Annotated in this window: 20 protein-coding genes; 2 read left to right on the plus strand and 18 right to left on the minus strand. The window is 38.2% G+C overall.

Annotation, left to right across the window (positions count from 1 at the left end; all coding sequences use genetic code 11):
- Window positions 1-30: 30 nt before the first annotated feature.
- The 5 genes from BBI00_RS12600 to BBI00_RS12620 all read right to left on the minus strand — a co-directional run bounded on the left by BBI00_RS12600 (window position 31) and on the right by BBI00_RS12620 (window position 3,561).
- Window positions 31-708, minus strand: coding sequence for a response regulator transcription factor (locus BBI00_RS12600; protein WP_065399095.1), 678 nt, complete (start codon window positions 706-708; stop codon window positions 31-33).
- Window positions 677-1,258, minus strand: a complete 582-nt coding sequence (locus BBI00_RS12605; protein WP_228394758.1) for a sensor histidine kinase — start codon at window positions 1,256-1,258, stop codon at window positions 677-679. The genes BBI00_RS12600 and BBI00_RS12605 overlap by 32 nt, the downstream gene beginning before the upstream one ends.
- Before the next feature lie 200 nt (window positions 1,259-1,458).
- Window positions 1,459-2,082 (minus strand): hypothetical protein, encoded by a 624-nt coding sequence (locus BBI00_RS12610; RefSeq protein WP_065399097.1) that lies wholly within the window; start codon window positions 2,080-2,082, stop codon window positions 1,459-1,461.
- Window positions 2,083-2,098: 16 nt separating this feature from the next.
- Window positions 2,099-2,875: a hypothetical protein gene (locus tag BBI00_RS12615; protein ID WP_065399098.1), complete on the minus strand. Its 777-nt coding sequence runs from the start codon at window positions 2,873-2,875 to the stop codon at window positions 2,099-2,101.
- A 65-nt stretch (window positions 2,876-2,940) separates the two neighbouring features.
- On the minus strand, window positions 2,941-3,561 hold the full coding sequence (locus BBI00_RS12620) for a DUF5715 family protein (RefSeq protein WP_065399099.1): 621 nt from the start codon (window positions 3,559-3,561) through the stop codon (window positions 2,941-2,943).
- 218 nt (window positions 3,562-3,779) lie between these two features.
- Here BBI00_RS12620 and aqpZ point away from each other — a divergent pair, with 218 nt between their 5' ends.
- Window positions 3,780-4,496: an aquaporin Z gene (gene aqpZ, locus BBI00_RS12625; protein ID WP_065399729.1), complete on the plus strand. Its 717-nt coding sequence runs from the start codon at window positions 3,780-3,782 to the stop codon at window positions 4,494-4,496.
- 95 nt (window positions 4,497-4,591) lie between these two features.
- Here the strand turns inward: aqpZ and BBI00_RS12630 are convergent, their stop codons facing one another.
- From BBI00_RS12630 to aceB, 13 genes are all read right to left on the minus strand, one after another.
- Window positions 4,592-5,137 (minus strand): hypothetical protein, encoded by a 546-nt coding sequence (locus tag BBI00_RS12630; protein WP_065399100.1) that lies wholly within the window; start codon window positions 5,135-5,137, stop codon window positions 4,592-4,594.
- 82 nt (window positions 5,138-5,219) lie between these two features.
- Complete coding sequence (locus tag BBI00_RS12635; RefSeq protein ID WP_065399101.1) at window positions 5,220-6,212, minus strand: LuxE/PaaK family acyltransferase; 993 nt, start codon at window positions 6,210-6,212, stop codon at window positions 5,220-5,222.
- A gap of 197 nt (window positions 6,213-6,409) precedes the next feature.
- Complete coding sequence (locus BBI00_RS12640; protein ID WP_083988492.1) at window positions 6,410-7,180, minus strand: UDP-2,3-diacylglucosamine diphosphatase; 771 nt, start codon at window positions 7,178-7,180, stop codon at window positions 6,410-6,412.
- A 21-nt stretch (window positions 7,181-7,201) separates the two neighbouring features.
- Window positions 7,202-7,648, minus strand: coding sequence for a 6-pyruvoyl trahydropterin synthase family protein (locus BBI00_RS12645; protein ID WP_065399102.1), 447 nt, complete (start codon window positions 7,646-7,648; stop codon window positions 7,202-7,204).
- A 217-nt stretch (window positions 7,649-7,865) separates the two neighbouring features.
- Window positions 7,866-9,311, minus strand: coding sequence for a serine hydrolase (locus tag BBI00_RS12650; protein ID WP_065399103.1), 1,446 nt, complete (start codon window positions 9,309-9,311; stop codon window positions 7,866-7,868).
- Window positions 9,312-9,394: 83 nt separating this feature from the next.
- Complete coding sequence (locus BBI00_RS12655; protein ID WP_065399104.1) at window positions 9,395-10,063, minus strand: DUF6624 domain-containing protein; 669 nt, start codon at window positions 10,061-10,063, stop codon at window positions 9,395-9,397.
- A 42-nt stretch (window positions 10,064-10,105) separates the two neighbouring features.
- Window positions 10,106-11,368 carry an erythromycin esterase family protein gene (locus tag BBI00_RS12660; protein ID WP_065399731.1) on the minus strand — a complete coding sequence of 421 codons (1,263 nt, stop codon included), beginning with the start codon at window positions 11,366-11,368 and terminating at the stop codon, window positions 10,106-10,108.
- Between the two features lie 149 nt (window positions 11,369-11,517).
- Window positions 11,518-11,898: a hypothetical protein gene (locus tag BBI00_RS12665; RefSeq protein ID WP_065399732.1), complete on the minus strand. Its 381-nt coding sequence runs from the start codon at window positions 11,896-11,898 to the stop codon at window positions 11,518-11,520.
- Window positions 11,899-11,946: 48 nt separating this feature from the next.
- Window positions 11,947-13,113: a hypothetical protein gene (locus BBI00_RS12670; protein WP_065399105.1), complete on the minus strand. Its 1,167-nt coding sequence runs from the start codon at window positions 13,111-13,113 to the stop codon at window positions 11,947-11,949.
- Between the two features lie 64 nt (window positions 13,114-13,177).
- Window positions 13,178-13,573, minus strand: a complete 396-nt coding sequence (locus BBI00_RS12675; protein ID WP_065399106.1) for an acyl-CoA thioesterase — start codon at window positions 13,571-13,573, stop codon at window positions 13,178-13,180.
- A 125-nt stretch (window positions 13,574-13,698) separates the two neighbouring features.
- Window positions 13,699-14,256, minus strand: a complete 558-nt coding sequence (locus tag BBI00_RS12680; RefSeq protein ID WP_065399107.1) for an OmpH family outer membrane protein — start codon at window positions 14,254-14,256, stop codon at window positions 13,699-13,701.
- 346 nt (window positions 14,257-14,602) lie between these two features.
- Window positions 14,603-15,883, minus strand: a complete 1,281-nt coding sequence (gene aceA / locus BBI00_RS12685) for an isocitrate lyase (RefSeq protein WP_065399108.1) — start codon at window positions 15,881-15,883, stop codon at window positions 14,603-14,605.
- Window positions 15,884-15,978: 95 nt separating this feature from the next.
- A complete protein-coding gene (gene aceB, locus BBI00_RS12690; protein ID WP_065399109.1) occupies window positions 15,979-17,553 on the minus strand; it encodes a malate synthase A in 1,575 nt (524 codons plus the stop codon).
- A 126-nt stretch (window positions 17,554-17,679) separates the two neighbouring features.
- Between aceB and BBI00_RS12695 the strand changes: the two genes are divergently transcribed.
- The gene (locus BBI00_RS12695) at window positions 17,680-19,155 is read left to right on the plus strand and encodes a helix-turn-helix domain-containing protein (protein WP_065399110.1); all 1,476 of its coding nucleotides are present in this window, start codon (window positions 17,680-17,682) and stop codon (window positions 19,153-19,155) included.
- Window positions 19,156-19,186: the final 31 nt, after the last annotated feature.

Below are 19,186 nucleotides of genomic sequence, written 5' to 3' on the forward strand. Positions count from 1 at the left end.
TAAAAAATTCCGTATTTCTACGGAATGATATTATATTTTTTCAAGGGAATAAATGTTGTGGACAATTGCATAAATAACGATGCCCACTGTATTTCTGGCACCAATCTTCTCAAGAATCCGCTGCCTGTGGCTTTCTACTGTTCTGGGACTGATGAAGAGTTTTTCTCCGATTTCATTATTGGTCAATTCCTGACAGATCAGTTTTACCACATCCTTTTCCCTTTCAGACAATTCATCTTCTGTTTCGAAGAGAGAATTTTTCTTGGCCGTACTGTTCATATAGCTGAACAGCATCTGATGGTCTTCAGCAGTAAAGAACACTCCGTTTTTATCCACCATTGTAATGGCATCAATAAATGTTTTCTTATTGGAGTTTTTAGGAAGGAATGCTGAAACGCCCAGCTTAACCATATACCCCAGAATTGAGGTTTTGTAATGGGAAGACAGGATGATAATCTTAAGTTCGGGATATTTTTCTTTGAGAATTTCCACGAGCTCAAAGCCATTCATAGGTTTCATCTGAACATCCACAAGCGCAATATCAGGAAATTCTTTTGCTGAAAGCCGGCCTAAGTTTTCTATAAAATCAGGTCCGTTGTCTGCGGTAAGGCAGACGGATATATTCTTTTCATTGGACAGCAGCATTTTCACCCCTTCAAGGATCAGCTGTTCATCATCAATCAGGGCTATTTTGATTTGGGAACTCATGGTATTTCGGAATTTTAATAATTAGACGACTTCCTGTATGTAAAAAAGTTTTTTTCCATTTATGGGTGGCATTCATTGATTGGATCCGGGATTCAATATTCTTGATTCCCATACCTTTCTTCACCTCTTCATAATTGAATCCCTGCCCGTTGTCTGAAATAACAACCGCCATATTTTCAGGATAATCTTTGAGGTAGATCCAAAGGTCCGTTGCCGTTGAATGCCTGATAACATTGGTTGTAATTTCCTGAATAATCCTGTACAGCTGCACTTCCACAAAGAGATCTTTCTTTTCATATCCGGGCATTACCTGCAGGGAAATATTGATTTTGTGGGCGAGATTGGTAATCAGTTCCTCCACATACAGCACCAGCCCTACAGACTCCAGATTTACAGGATACAATGAATGGGAAATACTTCTGGCAGCATCAATGAGGGAAGACATCTGATTGTAAATATTGTTTTTGATCAGCTCATCTCCCTGGGTATCAAGATTATTAAGCCAAAGAGATAAAATATTGAGACGGTTCCCGATATCATCATGGATCATGACCGCTATTTTCTTCCGTTCTTCTTCCTGAGCTTTTATGTTTTCCAGTACCAGCTTTTTCTGATGAAGAACTTCCGCTTCATGCTGAACATTCTTTTCTTTGATAATCCTGGTTATAAAAGCTTTGTAGGCAAGTAAAATAAAAGATACTATAATTGCTATGGTAACAATTATAAGGATCAGCAGGTTGATATTTAATGTTACTTCTTTAATCTGATAAAGGTATATAAAAATGAACTGTATAAAATGCCTGAAAGGATATTATTGGCACTGAAAAGCGTATAATAATCGTTTTCCGACAGATTGGCGATCTGATGCTGAATGATAAAGATAAACACTGAAACGGAATAATAGAAAAAGATGCAGGCATCTACCAAAAGAAACCGTCCCTGAACAGAAGCATTCTTGATCTCACGGATCAGTACATATCCGGAAAGGCAAATGATAATGATATTGGAGATCACCTTTACAACATCTGCATTGGGCGGCCAGTTGAAACCGTATTTCAGGATCATAAATCCGGCTGCAGCTACTGCTACCAATCCCCGGATATAAGCGGGCCAATCTAATTTTCTGATGAATAGACCGGTCAGCAGGAAAAATTCTCCGGCAATATACACCGGATAGAGGAATGAAGTATCGTTGAGTCTGAAAATATAAGGCAGCACGAAGTTGATCAGTTCAATAAAAAAAAGAAAAGCAATACAATGGAAATATTGCCTTTCTTTATGATCTAACAGGCGGTATTTAGCTGCTCCCAGCACTATAACAGATAGAAGCAGTCCGTAGTTCAGGAATAAAATTGCTTTATAGAGATCAGCCATTCCTTAATGTATCATTTTAAAATTCGTTTCCTACCCCATCATCAGGAAGACGGCAGATAGGCGGACATGGTTTTGCCCAGTCATAAGTATTTGAAATTGTCTGAACGCCTCCTGTATTCTCAAGGTTTTCATGAAAAGAGATAAAGATCAGAGTGGCAAGCATCTTTCCATAGATATCATTATACTTCAGTCCGAAAGAGCATACAATATCCGTTAATCCTTCATCTGAAAGGCAAAGATCTGCGGTAGGAACATAGAATTTTCTAAAGATTCCGGATCCTTTTTCAATTCCGCATTCTCTGTAAAACCAATCCATTCCTTCAAGCCTCCACTTATCAATGGCTTCCAATGCTTTGTCCTGCTCAAGAATAGGTTTGTCAGATACAGGGAAAGCCATGTCTGCATCTCTTCCCATCGGCTCAAGGTTTCTGGAGAGAACTGCATTTTTAACAATAGTATATTCTTTGATTTCCTGAAGCATTACATCCCTGGTAAGCTCAGAAAGAAAAGCGACCGGATATTCTCTTGCCTCAATTCTTTTCCCGGAATCCAGGGGATACAGAATCAGGATAAGCTGCTCTTTGTATATTCCTATCCCGGCACAGAATTCAGAAGATTTGCCTCCGATGTTCCTCATCCATTCAAGGCTGTCTTTAGAAAGATTAAAAACGTAATTGGTAGCGATTCTTTTTTTTATTTCAGAGAAAGAAGACCGGCACTCCGTCCAATTTTGCATAGCGGACCTGCATTCTTCGTAAGAAAGCAATGAATTTTGAATATCAACTATTATCATATAAGCATGGTTTTTAGTTGTATAAAATTATATAAACTAAATATGCTGTGCAAGTATGATTTTAATTAATAATTTCTCACCGTAATATGATAACAGCTCTGTTGTTTCTCTTTTATGTAATAAATTCGTCCGGCATTTGCATAATGCTTTAAAACTTTCTCCAGCGCCACTTCCATTTTCGGATTGTATTTAAGAACGTTATTGAACCTTATGTACGATATATCAAAAGAGTTTCCGTAGTTGTGGGAACTTATCCCCAGTGAAGCGTTAGAATTCACCCTTCTCAGCCTGCACTGGTCTTCAAGGGTTCTTGTAATGGATGAAACGGTAAATGTTCCTCCTTTGGTATCTTTACTGAATTTGGCTCCTATTTTCTCTAGGGTTGTCTTTCCTTTTGAAACCATATAAGCCCGGCTGTAATCAAGCCGCTGTACCTGATAGCCTTTTCCTGTTTTTTTTATTTTATGGAACTTTCCGTTGCTGATGTATTTCTGTACCGTTTTGGAATCTTTCAGCAGCTGTATTCCGAAACCTTTTGAGGCATCAAGATGGGATTTGTAAAGCGGTGTAGGCTCCACTTTCAAAACAGTAGTCAGATCATAACACGGAAAAGATTTTTTTGCCGCCTGTGAATAATGTAAACTATAAATAAAAGGTACGAAGACCGCACAAAGAAACTTTCTCATTAACCATCCTTATTAAATTCCCAATGAAAGATAAACCGTTATTCTAAATTTAAAACAGTCCATAATCTCATCTGATTACAACCCAAACAAACATTAAACCAAATTGTTGAATTTATAGTTTTTTGTTCTCTCATTTTTGAAATATTTTTTCATATTTAACTTTTTACTTTAAGATATAAACTTTACATTTGAGATACATTTTAAAAATAAACAATATGATAAAAAAACTTTTTGCTGAATTTTTCGGCACATTTTGGCTTGTTTTCGGAGGTTGCGGAAGTGCTGTTTTTGCAGCCGGTGTTCCAGATATCGGCATCGGACTTTTAGGAGTTGCTCTGGCTTTTGGTCTTACTGTTCTTACCATGGCTTATGCGGTAGGACATATTTCCGGAGGTCACTTCAATCCGGCAGTTTCCTTCGGGCTTCTGGCCGGCGGAAGGTTTTCTGCAAAAGACCTTATCCCTTACATTGTAGCACAGTGCCTTGGAGCCATCGTTGCTGCAGGATGTCTTTACACCATCCTTAACGGTGCCGGAGCTGTAGATTTCTCCCAACCGGGGGCTTTTGCCACGAACTTCTATGGAGAAGCGGTTTACAACGGAAAAGCATTCAGTATGGGAGCAGCATTTCTTGCTGAGTTTTTATTAACAGCATTTTTCCTTATCGTGATTATGGGAGCAACGGACAGATGGGCCAATGGTAAGTTTGCCGGAATTGCTATCGGTCTTGCCCTTACCCTGATCCACCTGATCTCTATTCCTATTACCAACACTTCTGTAAACCCTGCAAGATCTCTTTCTCAGGCTGTTTTCGTAGGTGGTAATGCGATGTCGCAGCTTTGGCTGTTCTGGGTAGCTCCAATCCTGGGAGGAATTGTAGGAGGACTTATCTACAAGTTTTTGCTTCAGAGAGATGCTGATGAAATCGTAGATTAATTTAAAACATCATCTATACACAAAATCCTGTCAGCTGACAGGATTTTTTTATTTAAGGATAGTTTTTTAACGCAAAGTTTAAATAAAATAACGCCTTATTTTAATTTCCTGATCTCAAAAGGATTTTTAAAGATCAGCTCTTCGTGTTTTCCTTTGATCTCCATTTTACGTTGAAGCAGGTTGAGTGCCATTTTCCTGATAAAAAGGTCTTTATCATTCAGTTTCCAGTAGGAATCTTCGTGAAGCTTTTTCGGCGGGCGGATCAGGTAAAACTCGGTTTCCCAGGTATCTACATTATGATAGAATTCAATGATTCCGCAATGGTCAGGAATGAGTGCTGCGTCTACCATTCCCATTGGCAGGAGGAAGCTAAATGCATTACAGACATAATCTCCACAGGAAATTTTATCATGCTTCAGAAACTTTTCACCGGTATCTTTATTGAGATATGATTTTTTGAAATCGTTTTTAAAATCACTTTTCGAAAGCTTGATCTCAATTTCGTGGCTTGATCCATCCGAACCAACAATAAGAATATCAGCCTCCCAATCGGCCTGGAAATGGTTGGTGAGAACGAGTTCTTTTTCAAAATCGCAATGGGTATGAATATAAGCGTGGACAAGTTCTTCGATCTTGATCATGAGTTGAATATATTAATATGAATGCAACAGATAAAGAAATAAAAGTGAAGACAGGAGACTTCTGATTCCTCAATATCCAGTCTTAACTCACCAAAAGGCTACAACCGCGGATGTCTGAATGATCTATTCTTCCCAGCACCTGAAATTTATCGCCCCATATTTTCCCCAGGTCCTGAGTGGCAATAAAAGAGCAGGAATGGGTATTGGCAAGGTCAATAATATTAATGGCTCCGGTTCTTCCCTCCTTTTCATAGGTCAACGGATCTTCTGCATTCCGGATCATGATTCTCATCCAGTTCGGACATTGATATTCATTGTTTCCGAGGGAGTAAGCCTGTGACAGCAATTCTGTCATGGAATATTCCGAATATATCTTATCTGTCTGAAAGCCTTCCTGCAGGATTTTCAGCAGCTCGTCTTTCGTCATTTCTTCTTTACGGCCTTTCATTCCTCCGGTTTCAATGACAATCAGGTTTTCAAGGGAATTCAGGGATTTTTTGTTTTGCTCAGAATGGCAATAATCCAGGAAATCCAGCAGGGCAAAAGAAACTCCGAACAGGATAACTTTCCGGTCTTCCAATTGATTTAAAAGATCAAAGAGGTCAGCGTGGTTATAAAGGAAATAGCCGTTTTCCGGTTTATCAGATTTCTTCATCAGGTAATCTACCATATGGATCAGGGAAGAATTCTGTCTTTCAAGATAACTAGGCAGTAGCCCCAGGAAAATAAAGTCTTCCGGTTTGCCTATAAACTGTTCAAAACTTTTATAAATGCTTTCTTCATACAGTTCCGGATCAGCAATAAAATGTTTCGAAAGATTCATCTGGGTTGTTCCCGAACTTTGAAAAAACAGGTCTGCGGTTACATTTTTGTCCAGGATCTGATGATTTTTAAACATTTCTATGGGCAAAAAAGGTATTTCATCCAACTGGCTGACCTCATCCGGATTTACTTTCAGAAAGTCAACAAATTTCCTGTATATCCCAACATTTTCATACTGATAACGAAATGTTGCCAATGCTCCATTCAGGAAATCTTCCTCTGTCTGTATGTTGAATATATTTTTAAGTTCCATATCTTTTTTGATCCTTTTATCTGCTCATTATAAAGACATTACAAGGAATGAAATAATTTTATTTAATAATTTTTTAATACTAAGATCCTACTTTGGTAAACTTCTTGCAAGTTCTACTATGGAATATGGATTAAAAACAAGAATGGATTTCGGTCCATTATGAAGATTACCTCTCTCAGGGTAATCTTTTTTTTGTTTTATTTTTCAAAAGTCTTCAGTTCAAAATCTTTTTCAAAAACGCCATAGGTAAAGTAAGAAATCCAGTCTCCCAGATTAATGTATTTTGCCTTTTGTTCCAGATCCAGCACCATAGGAAGGTGTCTGTGTCCATAGATAAAATAGTCTATTTTCTGGGTTTTCAGCTTTTCTTTGGAGTAGATGATCAGGAACTCTTTATCTTCTCCCAGGAAGGCTTTATCCTCTTCTCCCGAGATCATTTTATTTTTCTGGGAAAGGTATAATGCAATCTTCATGGCAATATCCGGATGCAGCCATTTGAAAAACCATTGTGCTACCGGATTGGTGAAGAGCTTCTTCATCCGCTTATATCCTTTGTCGCCAGGTCCCAGGCCGTCTCCGTGTGCCAGCAGAAACTGTTTCCCGCCCATTTCAAAGTATTGTTTCTGATAAAAAACCGTACAGCCGATTTCGTCTTCCAGATAGTCTTTCATCCAGAGGTCATGATTTCCTACAAAGAAATAAATATGAACGCCCCTGTCCTTCAGTTCTGCAATTTTTCCGAGAACACGCACGTATCCTTTAGGTACAACATGTTTCCATTCATGCCAGAAATCAAAAAGATCACCCATTAAAAACAAAACCTGGGCATCTTCCTTGATCTCATCCATCCAACGTATAAATTTATCCTCACGCACTTTGCTCTCTCCCGGGGTGGGCGCGCCAAAATGCTGATCAGAAGCGAAATATACTTTTTTCCCGGGTTCTAAGTTGATTATTGTTTTTAGCACCGTCTGAGTTTTGTTGGATCATTATTGATTGTCTTCTGCGAACCATTCCCCATAAGAATTTTCAGTCTCATGAAGTTTAAGATAAGCCAAAGAAATTCCTTCCGGAAGTTTTGATTTTATTTTGGAAGCAATAGCATACAGCATGTTTTCACATGTGGGCTGAAAACTGCAGTAGATTACTTTATGCCCTTTCTGTTCAAGGTCATCTCCCAGTTCTTTGTGTGGAGACAGCGCATTAACGAGCACTGCATGATCCCATACGTCTACGATTTCAGATTTTACGATACTTTTAATATCTCCGAAATCTACCACCATTCCATTTTTAGGATTTTCAATATCATTAATCGGTCTTCCCTTTACTGTTACAAACAGCTTATAGGAGTGTCCATGCATATTTTTACACTTCCCGTCATAGTTGTAAAGCACGTGAGCGGTTTCGAATGTAAAAATTTTTGTAATACGTATCATACTCAATGAATAAGTTTAAAAAATTACTGTTTTTCAGATTTTTACCCATAAAAACTGTGGGGAGGTTATAAGTAGGAATCTACTCTATGAAAAACTGCAAAATCAATGTTCAAAGTTAAGATAAAAAGAGCAAGAAATAAAATGCTCCCAAAAGTTAGATCACTTTTTGGGAGCATTTTATGATTTTATTCTGTTTTATTAAGTTGAGACCAATAGATTAATTATTGATGGTGAATGTTAAATTTTCATCACGATCTCCTTTCACATTTAAAGCATTAGAGGGCACGGAAAGCCACCCGTTTTTGTTCATTACAAATTTAAATTCATAAGTCTTACCTTTTTCAAACTTTGATTGGGGAATTGCGACTTCAAAGGTGTTATCCTTTTTCCTGATCATCTGGTAGGCTTTATCATCAGGATTCCAGTTATTAAACGACCCTGCAACTGACATATTTTTAATATAATCTACATTTTTCTTTGCTAAAAACCGGTAGGAAAAAATAACGTTACCTTTTTCGATCCGGTAACCATACGTTTCCTTTTTAAGGTCCGGATGAATAAGGGGTTCAGATTTTGTATATTCTTCAGCCAGCATATAAGGATTCAGCAAACGCTTATCCATAATACCTGCGATCTGATTGATCATCGGAAAGTAAACAGGAAATTCTTTATACCCGTTATACATGAGCATAATAGCCATATTATCTTCCGGGAAAATCTTATATGCGCTTACATTTCCACCGGAAAAGGAGTATGCTTTTATATTATTGAATATTGACATATCCCAGCCGTGCGTGAAAGATGCACTTTTCCTGGTGTATTCAAACGGTTTCCACATCATTTCCTGTGTGGCCGGTTTCAGAAAATCATTTTTACTGAGGTGAATGCTCCATTGTAAAAAAGCAGGTAATGTAATCGCCAGGCCATTTGCAGGATGGGCTCTTCTTCCTTCCACAAATGTGGATTTATCATACTTATGGGTATCTTTGTTGTAAATATATTTTACGATCCGGTTAGGAATTTCCTCCTTAGAATCAGACGAAAAGACCACCTGATTTTTAGCATCTGAAAACTGATTTTCCAGGATATAATCTTCAAATGTCTCTCCTGTTATCTTTTCAATAAGCATGGCAATCAGCATATAATTCGTCTGGTTATACCGATACTCGCTTCCTGTTTCAAAATCCATTTTTTCTTTTGATAACCGGTCTATGACTTCAGCATTGGTGGCATTCAGGGAAATATCTTCAAAACGAATCCAGTCCGGGATTCCTGAAGAATGGCTCACAAGATGTTTTACCTGAACGTTCTTCCATGCATCCGGTATATGGTCCAGGTATTTTGAAATGTTGTCGTCCAAAGATATTTTCCCCTGTTCAATAAGCTGAAAAAGGCCTATGTTTGACATCAGCTTTGTATTGGAATATATCCTGAACATGGATTGGGGATTGACTTTCTTATCGCTTTCCAAAGTCTCCGTTCCATAATATTTCTGGAAAGTTACTTTATTATCTTTTACAATTCCAACAGCCATTCCGGGAATTTCGTTGACCCGGATCACCTTTTTTATATAAGCATCAATTGCTTTTGTCTGTTCTGCAGTCTGGCTGTATCCCAGAAAAGATAAGCCTGAAAATGCTATGACTAAAACGGATTGTTTCATTGTTTGATTTTTGACGGTTCTTTAGTAAAGACAGCTACAGAGGTCAGGTTATTACATCTTTCTCTGAAAAACTGATTTTCTCTTTACTTATAAAGTTTCGGCTCCATGATTCCTCTTTTCTGAAATATCTTTTTATTCATTTCAAAATGCATGGTGGTCATTTGATTGTAATATTCCTTAAAAGAGGGCAACCCGTATTCTAACCGTAATTTATCCACATTCATACTGTCTGTCAATCCATTTTTAGGCACAGCCTGTTCCGCTTTATTATAAGTTACCTGGGTCCCGAATCTTTGCTTCTGACCTGAATTGATAGCAACCCTGTCTTCCAGCATGGCATATTCATTTTTATGGGCATTCTTCTTACCGATTTCTTTTTTCATGGCTTTAAGCATCGTTCTCTGAAATCCGACATCATCATCGGCATGCTGAATGGATATCCAGAATTTAGTAGCATTGGCTTCCCCAACCTGTTTAAAGCCAAGATAACCGTACTGCGCATACAGTCTTTTAATTCTGCTTTGGTTGTCTTTCCCTACACTGTCCCTTTTGGTTTCAAATACTTTCCATGCGTTTTTTTCACCGTATTTCTCCATCATTTCTTTGGGTGGCAGGCTTGCATATTCCTGATCAATGTTTCTGATGTAGCTCAATTCGGAAATGATCTTTTCACGTTCAGAGTCTGAGATCGGTTTGTATGAGCTGCAGCTTACCACCGTAAATAGTATCCCTGATAAGAATATTTTTTTCATCAATCTGGTTTTATATTAATTATTACATGATTATTGTAAGGTTTAACCGGCTGTCAGATGTTCCACAGCACTGGTATTTTTGATAAAAATCATTCCGTCAAAACACTCGTTCAGTTTTATAGGCTCTGTAATGGTAAATTTTTCTGTTTCCGGAGTTACAGGACCATACCCGATAAACCTCATCTTCAAAGCGTTTTGATACAAACTATCTTTGTTTGTTCTAAAGTTCACAAAATAGTTTTTATTTTCTTTACTGCTCAGCTTTTCTTCCCAGCTGTTTTTCATCTGTTCCGGTAATGGATAGGCTTTATATTCATTCTTTTTTACTGCACGGGGGGCTGTTGTCGCACTGTAAGTCCCAAAGCCCGTGAAAGTTGCCATGGCATAATATTCTTTGCCATATTTTTTCTTTATATAGCCCCCCATCCCATCTACCAGAATCGGTTTCAGTGCAATATGTGCATTATGAGCAAAAAGTATCATTTTTTTATTGTATCCTGTCTGAATCTTTGCAATCATTTCAGCCATGATGTAATCTCTTGAAACATCATAGTTTTTTTTACCGGCTTCATAAAGAATTTCGAATCCTAATCTAAGGTTATCAAGAGCCAATCTGCTGCTTACATCTATCTTCGCCTTATAGATACTGTCCATTTTTTTTGCCAAAAGATATCCTTCCGTTCCATTATCAATGACAGCTTTCATATCCAGTCTGAAAGAAGGATCATTCTGCTTTTCCCACATCTCATCCTGGAATTTTGCTTTTTTGTCAAGGGTATCCACCATTTCTGAATACGCTTTTTCTGCAATAGGATTTTTTTTAAGAATTGCTGCATTATTGGCTAAAGAATTAGTATCAAATCCGGAGATGATCACCCTGTCTTTATGGCTCTTGTTGTAGGTTCTGATCCAGGCCAGCAGATCTGCAATTTCTCCGGTCTGCCAAATAGAAGTCATACCGCTTTTTAATGCCGTATTCAAATCCTGATCAGAATTAACGGCCTCGTTCAAAAGGGCTGCATCTCCATAACCACTTTCGAACGCAACGATTTTAAAATCATTTTTTTCAATAAGTCTTTTTGAAATTTCACTTCTGATCTCGTTGAATTCCCTGGTTCCGTGAGTACCTTCACCAAGCCCAACAATAAGCTGTTCTTTTAACTGATCACTGATCTCATTGATCGCTTTCGTCCTGCTTCTGGCATTGGCAGATTGGTCAGGAATTGGTATTTCAGGTTTTGAGTGTTGTGAAAAAACTATTGAAGAAGTCAACAGTATATTGATTAAAAGGCATTTTCTTAGCATCGTTACTACATTTTGTTCGTTTACCAAACTTAAGATCATATCAAAAAGCCGTAAACAGGTTATCTTCGTGCAATCTAAAAAAAATTAATACTATTTTTTTACTGAGCACTTTTATTAACTTATCATTAACCTTTTCCTTTGTTCTCATTTTATGGTATTAGCCGATCTGTATTCAATCCCAGCTGTTCCAGATAATGAAGTCCGTTTTGTTTTTCTATTATATTTATCCCTGTCCAACCATTCATTTGCCCTTGCAGGATGAATTGCCTGATGTATTTAGGTTCGTTAAGATTAACTTCAGTTTCAGTATTCATCAGCTTATTCATTAGCTTAATTCCCGATTTCAAAGGCTGTCCTGTATAGTAGTCATTAAGGGTCAGAAATTCTATAAGCAGAGGAGTCTGTTTGTAGCCACTCAAAAATACTTTTATAACGAGCTTACTCATCCCGGTTCCTGAATAAAACCGATCTGTAACAGAATATAGGTATTCCAGATTATTGATCATTATTTTCCTTAGCTTATTTTTCATTCTAACCTTGTTTTCTTTAGAGCTGGCAATCGCATGAAGATATTTCATTTATTTTACTGTTTTTTCAAACCTGCGGATCGCTTTATATTTTCTGTCTTTGATTATGATATCATAGATTCCTTTATCCAGAATTAGAAAGCGGCTGTCTTCGGGATCTTTAATTTCAATAATATCAGCAGGAATACCGTTCTGTTCAAATTCTCCTTTTCTATAAGCAATGGCAAGCACAGGATATTCTGTTATTTCCGAAGCCGGAACTTTATACAGTTTTCTGCTTTCAGTAAGCATCCAGCCGGGTCTTCCTTTCTTATATTCTGTAACCGGATGAATGACCTTCATATCGGTAAACAGTTTTTTATCTTCCCCGTTATATATCGTTTGATCTTTATCTTTTAAAATAACAGGAACTTTATTCCTGACCAGACGTAATAACGGTTCATTATATTTCGGAAGGCTTTTCTCTGAAAACTGAGTCTGGTCTATGGTAAGAGGATTTAAGCCGGTAAGGTCCATAAGTCTTCCCGTCATTGTTTTTTCCCAGGCTGTGTGCACTCCTTTATAGGCATGCTGATAGCCGCAATAAATCAGGTATTTTCCTTCTTTGTTCTGCTGCATAAAGTCATAGATATTTTTTGCTTCGCCTATTTCCCTTTCTTTTCCGTTTCCTTCAGCATCATAGGGGAAAAGTTTAAACCCGATCTTCAGGGCGTGATAAAGAAAGTTTCCAAACTCAGGTTCCTTAGAATAGAAGCCACTTTGAAGGTTGGCAAATTTTGTGGTATTTAAAGAGTCGTTGGCCAGGGTTTCCACCCCAAGATACCTGTACCCTCTGTCATACAAACCCTGAAGCAGGGAAGCTGCAAAGGCCCTGTGGCTGGCATTGTGATGAGCTTCATTAAGGATGATCATTTTTTCATGAGACGCCCGATCCAGAATATAATCTTTTGCATTGACAGGGATTAGTTTTGTGAACTTCAGACTATCTGCAGTACCGAGCTTTTTGGTCTTGCCAAAGACCGTGTCCCAACTTTCCAAAGCAGTTTTATATTTTCCGCTTATTGAGTAGTAAGTGGCCTCCATCTGACTTCTCCAGGATGCTGACTGGGTAGAATCTTCCAGTTTTTTCTTAATATCATCTGAAAACCGGTAAAGATCATTCTGACCATAGCTCAAAATGCTGAGGAATATTAATGTGATCGAATAATAGAATTTCATGGAATGTAGTTTTTAATGGGCTAAAATAAAAAAATCAATTGAATGCCTGCCAATTAATTCCTGTTTACAGTATTCCGGACAGTTTTTCCAGCCAGTTGCTTTCCAGGCGTTTGAGTTTTTTGGTTTCCGGATCAAATAAAATCCATAGGGTACCGGAATCTACTACAAGCTCATCATTGCAGTAAAACTCAACTTTTCTCGGCTGTTTGGCGCCTTCAGGAGGCATAGGATAGGTTCTCACTGTAATGATATCATTCAGATAAACCTGTTTTTTGTATTGTATATGATGGTCCAGAAGCATCCAGGCATCATCCGCATATTCTGTTTTATGTTTTAAAAGCTCCCAGTGTTCTGCTGCTGCCTCTTCTACCCAATGCACATACTGCACATTGTTGACATGACTGTTTCCATCAATATGTTCTTCACTTACCTTAATCTGTTTTTCATACATTAAATTCATATCTCTGAAAGTTTAGTCAAATGTATCATTTAAAAAATAAAACTTACGGCGTTATTTCTAAAAAAGCACATAAAAAAACGGAATCAGGCTTTATCTGATTCCGTTTATATTCAATAGTGAAATGATTACTTTTTGGAAGGCGCAGCAGAAGCTCCTAATTTGGTTTTCACCTGAGCTGTGATATCTTCACTTCCATCAGAATATACAAGGTTATTGCCTTCCTGTGCTGAAGTATCGAAAACATAGCTTAAACTTCTTTCTTTAGCTACAGCAGCAATAGCCGCCTTTACTTTTTGCTGTAACGGGGTATAGAGTTCCGTCTGTTTAGCACCAATATCTTTTGCAGCCTGCGCTCTTGTATCTTCAATTTTCTTACCAAGAGTCTGCAATTCTGTCTGTGCTGCCATAAGCTCTTTAGTCACGGCTTCTTTATTGGCCTGGCTCAGTGTTTTTTCTTTATCCTGGGCAGCTTTCAGTTTTGTCTGATATTCAGTGATCAGTTTTTCAACTTCCGTCTGCTTAGCTTTTGTCAGGTTATCAATAGTTGTAGTGGCTGTTTTTACTTCAGATAAACTTGCAAATACATCATCAGAGTTTACATTTCCAATTTTTTGTTGAGCATGAGCTGCATGAGCCGTCAGTGTTAATCCGGCTGTAATAAAAAATACTTTAATTAAATTCATTTTTAATATGGTTTTCAAAAACGCTTGTTTTTTTGTTTTCAAATATAATACAAATTTCCAATCCGATTTAAAGTTGTCTGAATTTGATCAAACCACAAAAATCACAAAAGATTTTTTAAACACATGCGTACAATTAAATAAGTAAAAAATACCGGATAAAAGCTCATGTAAGATGACAATCAGAGATTTTTACAAAAACATAACGTTCTAAAACTTTTGTGCCTTTATGGTTAAAAATCATGATTGCAAAAGTCCGGAAAGTTATAATATTACAGCACCATCCTTAAAATAAAACCTTTCCCAAAAGCTGAGAAAGGTTTAACATCAAAAAATATGGAAAAAATGACTAATGGAACTGTGCTGTTTCTGTAGAATCTTTCATGGCTACAGTTGCTGAAGAGCCATTGGTAACAATATTCTGCACTTCATCAAAATATCCTGTTCCCACGAAAGATTGGTGTTTCACTGCTCTGAACCCTCTCTGCTGTAATGCAAATTCACGTTCCTGGAGCTCAGAATATCCTGCCATTCCTCTTTCTTTATATGCCAAGGCCAGTTCAAACATTGCTGTATTCAGCGCATGGAATCCTGCCAGTGTGATAAACTGGAACTTATATCCCATTTTAGCAAGCTCTTCACGGAATGTGGACATCTCTTCAACGCTTAATCTCGCCGCCCAGTTGAAAGATGGAGAACAGTTATAGGCCAGCATCTTTCCAGGGAATTCAGCATGAATACCTTCTGCGAATCTTCTTGCCTGTTCCAGATCCGGGTTTGAAGTTTCCATCCAGATCAGGTCTGCATACGGTGCATAAGACAACCCTCTGTCTATTCCCTGCTCCACGCCGTTTCTTACAACATAAAAGCCTTCGGAAGTTCTTTCACCGGTCACGAATTTTTTATCTCTGTCATCGATATCTGAAGTCAGCAGATCCGCTGCATCAGCATCTGTTCTTGCAATAATAATACTTGGAACTCCCAATACATCTGCTGCCAGACGTGCGGCAATCAGTTTATTGACAGCTTCCTGGGTAGGCACCAATACTTTCCCTCCTAAGTGTCCGCATTTTTTAGCAGAAGAAAGCTGATCTTCAAAGTGTACGGCAGCAGCTCCTGCCTCTATCATCTGTTTCATCAGCTCGAAAGCGTTCAGGTTTCCGCCGAAGCCTGCTTCAGCATCAGCAATGATGGGTACAAGATATTCCCTGTCTCCGGTTCCGCTTACCGACTGTACCTGATCTGCTCTCAATAAAGCATTGTTGATTTTTTTTACCACAGAAGGCACTGAATTGGCCGGATACAAAGACTGGTCGGGATACATTTCTCCGGACAGATTAGCATCAGCCGCCACCTGCCAGCCAGAAAGATAAATTGCTTCCAATCCTGCATCCACTTCCTGTACAGCCTGGTTCCCTGTAAGAGCTCCAAGACCTGCTACATAATCCTGCGTATTCAGTTTATTCCAGAATTTCTTAGACATTTCTGTAGCAATGGTATAATCAATGGTATAAGATCCCCGAAGTTTTAGCACTTCTTCTGCCGTATAAGGTCTTTTCACACCGTTCCAGCGGGGATTTGTCAGCCAATCCTGCTCGATGGTCTGGATTTGTTCTTGTCTTGTTTTCATAATATTTGGATTTTGTAAGATTAAAGATTGAGGAATTAACAGGTTGAAGTGGTAGCTGGTATCATCACCACGACTCAGGTGCTTTCTCTTTTAAATCAGATAAAAGGATAGGCCTTCAATGTCAGGAACTCTTCAAAGTTTTCCGAGAAGATCAGTTCATTGAAAAGCTCTTTGGCCAGATTGAATTTTCCGTTTTTAAAGCGTTGTTCGCCGACGTATTTTTCAATATTGTCCATTTCTTCGGTTTCCCATTGAAGAATCATATTTCTTGTCAGTGTTCTGTCGTCACTCAGAATGGCTTCATTTTTCAGCCATTGCCAGATCTGTGTTCTTGAGATTTCGGCTGTAGCGGCATCTTCCATCAGATTATAAATGGCTGCTGCCCCTACTCCCATCAGCCAGCTTTCAATATAAAGGATTCCCACATTGATATTTTTCCGGATTCCTTTTTCTGTGATCTCACCTTTAGGAATTTCCAGCAACTCGTTTTCTGTAATATGGTATTCTACCTTCCTGTCAATCTGGTTTTCAGAGGGCATATACTGATCGAAGATTTCTTTCGCTACTGAAACCAATGCCGGATGGGCAACCCATGTCCCGTCATGGCCGTTTTTCACTTCTCTTTCTTTATCATTTCTCACTTTTTCAAAAGCGATACGATTGGCTTCATCATCATCTTTCACCGGAATCTGGGCGGCCATACCACCAATAGCATGAACGTTCCGCTTATGACATATTTCAATAACTCTTTTGGAATAAGCGCTCATAAAAGGAGAAGTCATGGTTACCTGATCTCTGTCCGGAACAATAAATTCCGGCAGGTTTCTGAATTTTTTGATATAGGAAAAAATATAATCCCATCTTCCGCAGTTCAGTCCTGCGCTGTGTTCTTTTAATTCAAATAAAATCTCATCAATCTGAAATGAAGCGGTAATGGTCTCTATTAAAACAGTTGCTTTAATGGTTCCTTCAGGAATTCCCAGATAATTCTGTGCAAAAACAAACACTTCATTCCACCAGCGGGCTTCTTTGTAATGTTCTAATTTGGGAAGATAAAAATAAGGTCCGCTTCCGTTTTCCAGAAGTTTTTGGGCATTTCTGAAGAAATAAATTCCAAAATCAGTCAATGAACCGGATGCTTCTTCTCCATTGATTCCGATATGTTTTTCAGGTAAATGAAGTCCCCTTGGACGAACCAACAGGACAGCCGTTTTTTCATTAAGACTATATGCTTTCCCTTTTTCATTTATGAAATCTATATTTCTGCTGATCGCATCCGAAAGGTTAATTTGTCCGTGCATACAGTTGTCCCATGTAGGCGAGTTACTGTCTTCAAAATCTGCCATGAATGTAAAGGCACCGGAATTCAGAGCATTAATGATCATTTTTCTGTCTACGGGCCCTGTAATCTCTACCCTTCTGTCTAACAAATCTTCAGGCAGTGAAGCGCACACCCAATCTGCATTTCTGATCTCTTCAGTCTCTTTGAGAAATGCCGGGAGAATTCCCTGATCAAATTTCTGCTGTATTTTCTTTCTTTCGTTTAAAAGTTCCAGTCTTTTATGATTAAAGTTCTGGTGCAATGCTACAAGAAAGTCGATCAAATCCGGGGTGAAAATTTCTTCAAACTGCTTCTGAGCCTTTATTTTTAATTGAGTTCTGATTTCCATAACTTGTTGATTTTGTGATTTGACATTACAAACATAAATAAAAATTTTCACAAATAACGAACGTTCGCTAAATTTATTTAAAAATTATTATGCGAATAATCGCATCTAAATATTTATATTTGACTCATGAACCCAGAAAGTGATTTTATCAAAACAGTTTTCGGACTGAAACTGAAGCAGCAGAGACAAAGGAAAAACTGGTCTCTGCAGGATCTTGCTGTAAAAACCGGCTTATCTAAATCTTACCTCAACGAAATTGAGAATGGAAAAAAATATCCGAAACACGACAAGATCATTCAGCTTTCGGAAGCACTGAACTGTACTTTTGACGACCTGGTTTCTACAAAGCTTGACAAAAGTCTGGCGCCTTTCAATGAAATCCTGCAATCTGATTTTTTCAAAGAGGTTCCGCTTGAACTTTTCGGGATCAACAAAAACAATCTTATCAGCATTATCAGTGACGCTCCCAAAAAGGTAACCGCTTTTATCAATGCCCTGATTGAGATTTCTCAGAATTATAATCTGGGAAAAGAAAGATTTTATTTTGCTGTTCTGCGTTCATTCCAGGAATTGTATGATAATTATTTTCCGGAAATTGAAGATAAGGTTAGCCGGTTCATCCAGGAAAACCAGCTTCATATAGACAGAAACCTGAAGCCTGATGTTCTGGAAATGATACTCATAGAAAAGTTTGGTTATACGATTCAGTCTGAGGATTTCGAAACATACGGAACATTGGACAATCTCCGCTCACTGTTCATTCCGGAAAATAAATTACTGCTTCTGAACAGAAAGCTTGAAAAAGACCAGAAGACATTCATTTTAGCAAAAGAAATAGGATTTAAGGTCTTAGATTTAAAGATCCGTCCCAATACTTATTCATGGCTTGATTTCGGAAGTTTTGAAGAAATTCTGAATAATTTTTATGCTTCTTATTTTGCCGGAGCTTTATTAATTTCAAAAGAACCTGTCATTGAGAAAACTTCAGCATTTTTCCGGCAAAACAGCTGGGAGCCCAAAGACTTTGAAAATCTTATCAATAGCTTTACGCATTCGCCGGAAACCTTTTATTACCGTTTGACCAATGTTCTTTCTGCCGAAATGGGAATCAAAGACCTGTTTTATCTATGCCTGGTAAAAAAGAACGGTTCGGATAAAATACAGATCTTAAAAGAGCTGCACCTCAACCATCAGCAGGCACCCCACGCCAATGCTACGAATGAGCATTACTGCAGAAGATGGATTGCCGTGAAAAACCTGCACCATTTAAAAGAAAATGAAACGCTGACCGATGCACAGATTTCTCATTACAAAGACCAGGGAATAAGTTATCTGGTGATATCCACCTCTCAGAAGAATCCTTTTTCAGACGGAAGTAACAGAAGCTACTGCCTGGGCATTCTGCTGAATCCGCAGACTATAAAGAAAATCAGTTTCATCAAATCTCCTTCTTTAAAGACCATCAATGTGGGCGTAACGTGTGAATCCTGCAGCATTGCAGACTGTGAGGTCAGAGAAGCTCCTCCGGTACGGCTGGAAAAGGAACATTTCAACCTCAGCATGAAAAGTGCTATTGAGAAGATAAGGAAGGATTTTGAGTGAGAGGGTTTTATTGGGTTGGAGAGTTTGAGGG

This window comes from Chryseobacterium arthrosphaerae (assembly GCF_001684965.1).
Taxonomy (GTDB): Bacteria; Bacteroidota; Bacteroidia; order Flavobacteriales; family Weeksellaceae; genus Chryseobacterium; species Chryseobacterium arthrosphaerae.

What these genes read in the sequence shown, in the direction of transcription:
- BBI00_RS12695 (WP_065399110.1), top strand. Translation starts at nt 17,680, where the DNA reads ATGAACCCAGAAAGTGATTTTATCAAAACAGTTTTCGGACTGAAACTG.
- BBI00_RS12680 (WP_065399107.1), bottom strand. Translation starts at nt 14,256, where the DNA reads ATGAATTTAATTAAAGTATTTTTTATTACAGCCGGATTAACACTGACG.
- BBI00_RS12675 (WP_065399106.1), bottom strand. Translation starts at nt 13,573, where the DNA reads ATGAATTTAATGTATGAAAAACAGATTAAGGTAAGTGAAGAACATATT.
- BBI00_RS12615 (WP_065399098.1), bottom strand. Translation starts at nt 2,875, where the DNA reads ATGATAATAGTTGATATTCAAAATTCATTGCTTTCTTACGAAGAATGC.
- BBI00_RS12650 (WP_065399103.1), bottom strand. Translation starts at nt 9,311, where the DNA reads ATGAAACAATCCGTTTTAGTCATAGCATTTTCAGGCTTATCTTTTCTG.
- BBI00_RS12665 (WP_065399732.1), bottom strand. Translation starts at nt 11,898, where the DNA reads ATGAAAAATAAGCTAAGGAAAATAATGATCAATAATCTGGAATACCTA.
- BBI00_RS12635 (WP_065399101.1), bottom strand. Translation starts at nt 6,212, where the DNA reads ATGGAACTTAAAAATATATTCAACATACAGACAGAGGAAGATTTCCTG.
- BBI00_RS12655 (WP_065399104.1), bottom strand. Translation starts at nt 10,063, where the DNA reads ATGAAAAAAATATTCTTATCAGGGATACTATTTACGGTGGTAAGCTGC.
- BBI00_RS12605 (WP_228394758.1), bottom strand. Translation starts at nt 1,258, where the DNA reads ATGATCCATGATGATATCGGGAACCGTCTCAATATTTTATCTCTTTGG.
- BBI00_RS12610 (WP_065399097.1), bottom strand. Translation starts at nt 2,082, where the DNA reads ATGGCTGATCTCTATAAAGCAATTTTATTCCTGAACTACGGACTGCTT.
- aceA (WP_065399108.1), bottom strand. Translation starts at nt 15,883, where the DNA reads ATGAAAACAAGACAAGAACAAATCCAGACCATCGAGCAGGATTGGCTG.
- BBI00_RS12660 (WP_065399731.1), bottom strand. Translation starts at nt 11,368, where the DNA reads ATGCTAAGAAAATGCCTTTTAATCAATATACTGTTGACTTCTTCAATA.
- aceB (WP_065399109.1), bottom strand. Translation starts at nt 17,553, where the DNA reads ATGGAAATCAGAACTCAATTAAAAATAAAGGCTCAGAAGCAGTTTGAA.
- BBI00_RS12645 (WP_065399102.1), bottom strand. Translation starts at nt 7,648, where the DNA reads ATGATACGTATTACAAAAATTTTTACATTCGAAACCGCTCACGTGCTT.
- BBI00_RS12670 (WP_065399105.1), bottom strand. Translation starts at nt 13,113, where the DNA reads ATGAAATTCTATTATTCGATCACATTAATATTCCTCAGCATTTTGAGC.
- BBI00_RS12630 (WP_065399100.1), bottom strand. Translation starts at nt 5,137, where the DNA reads ATGATCAAGATCGAAGAACTTGTCCACGCTTATATTCATACCCATTGC.
- BBI00_RS12600 (WP_065399095.1), bottom strand. Translation starts at nt 708, where the DNA reads ATGAGTTCCCAAATCAAAATAGCCCTGATTGATGATGAACAGCTGATC.
- BBI00_RS12620 (WP_065399099.1), bottom strand. Translation starts at nt 3,561, where the DNA reads ATGAGAAAGTTTCTTTGTGCGGTCTTCGTACCTTTTATTTATAGTTTA.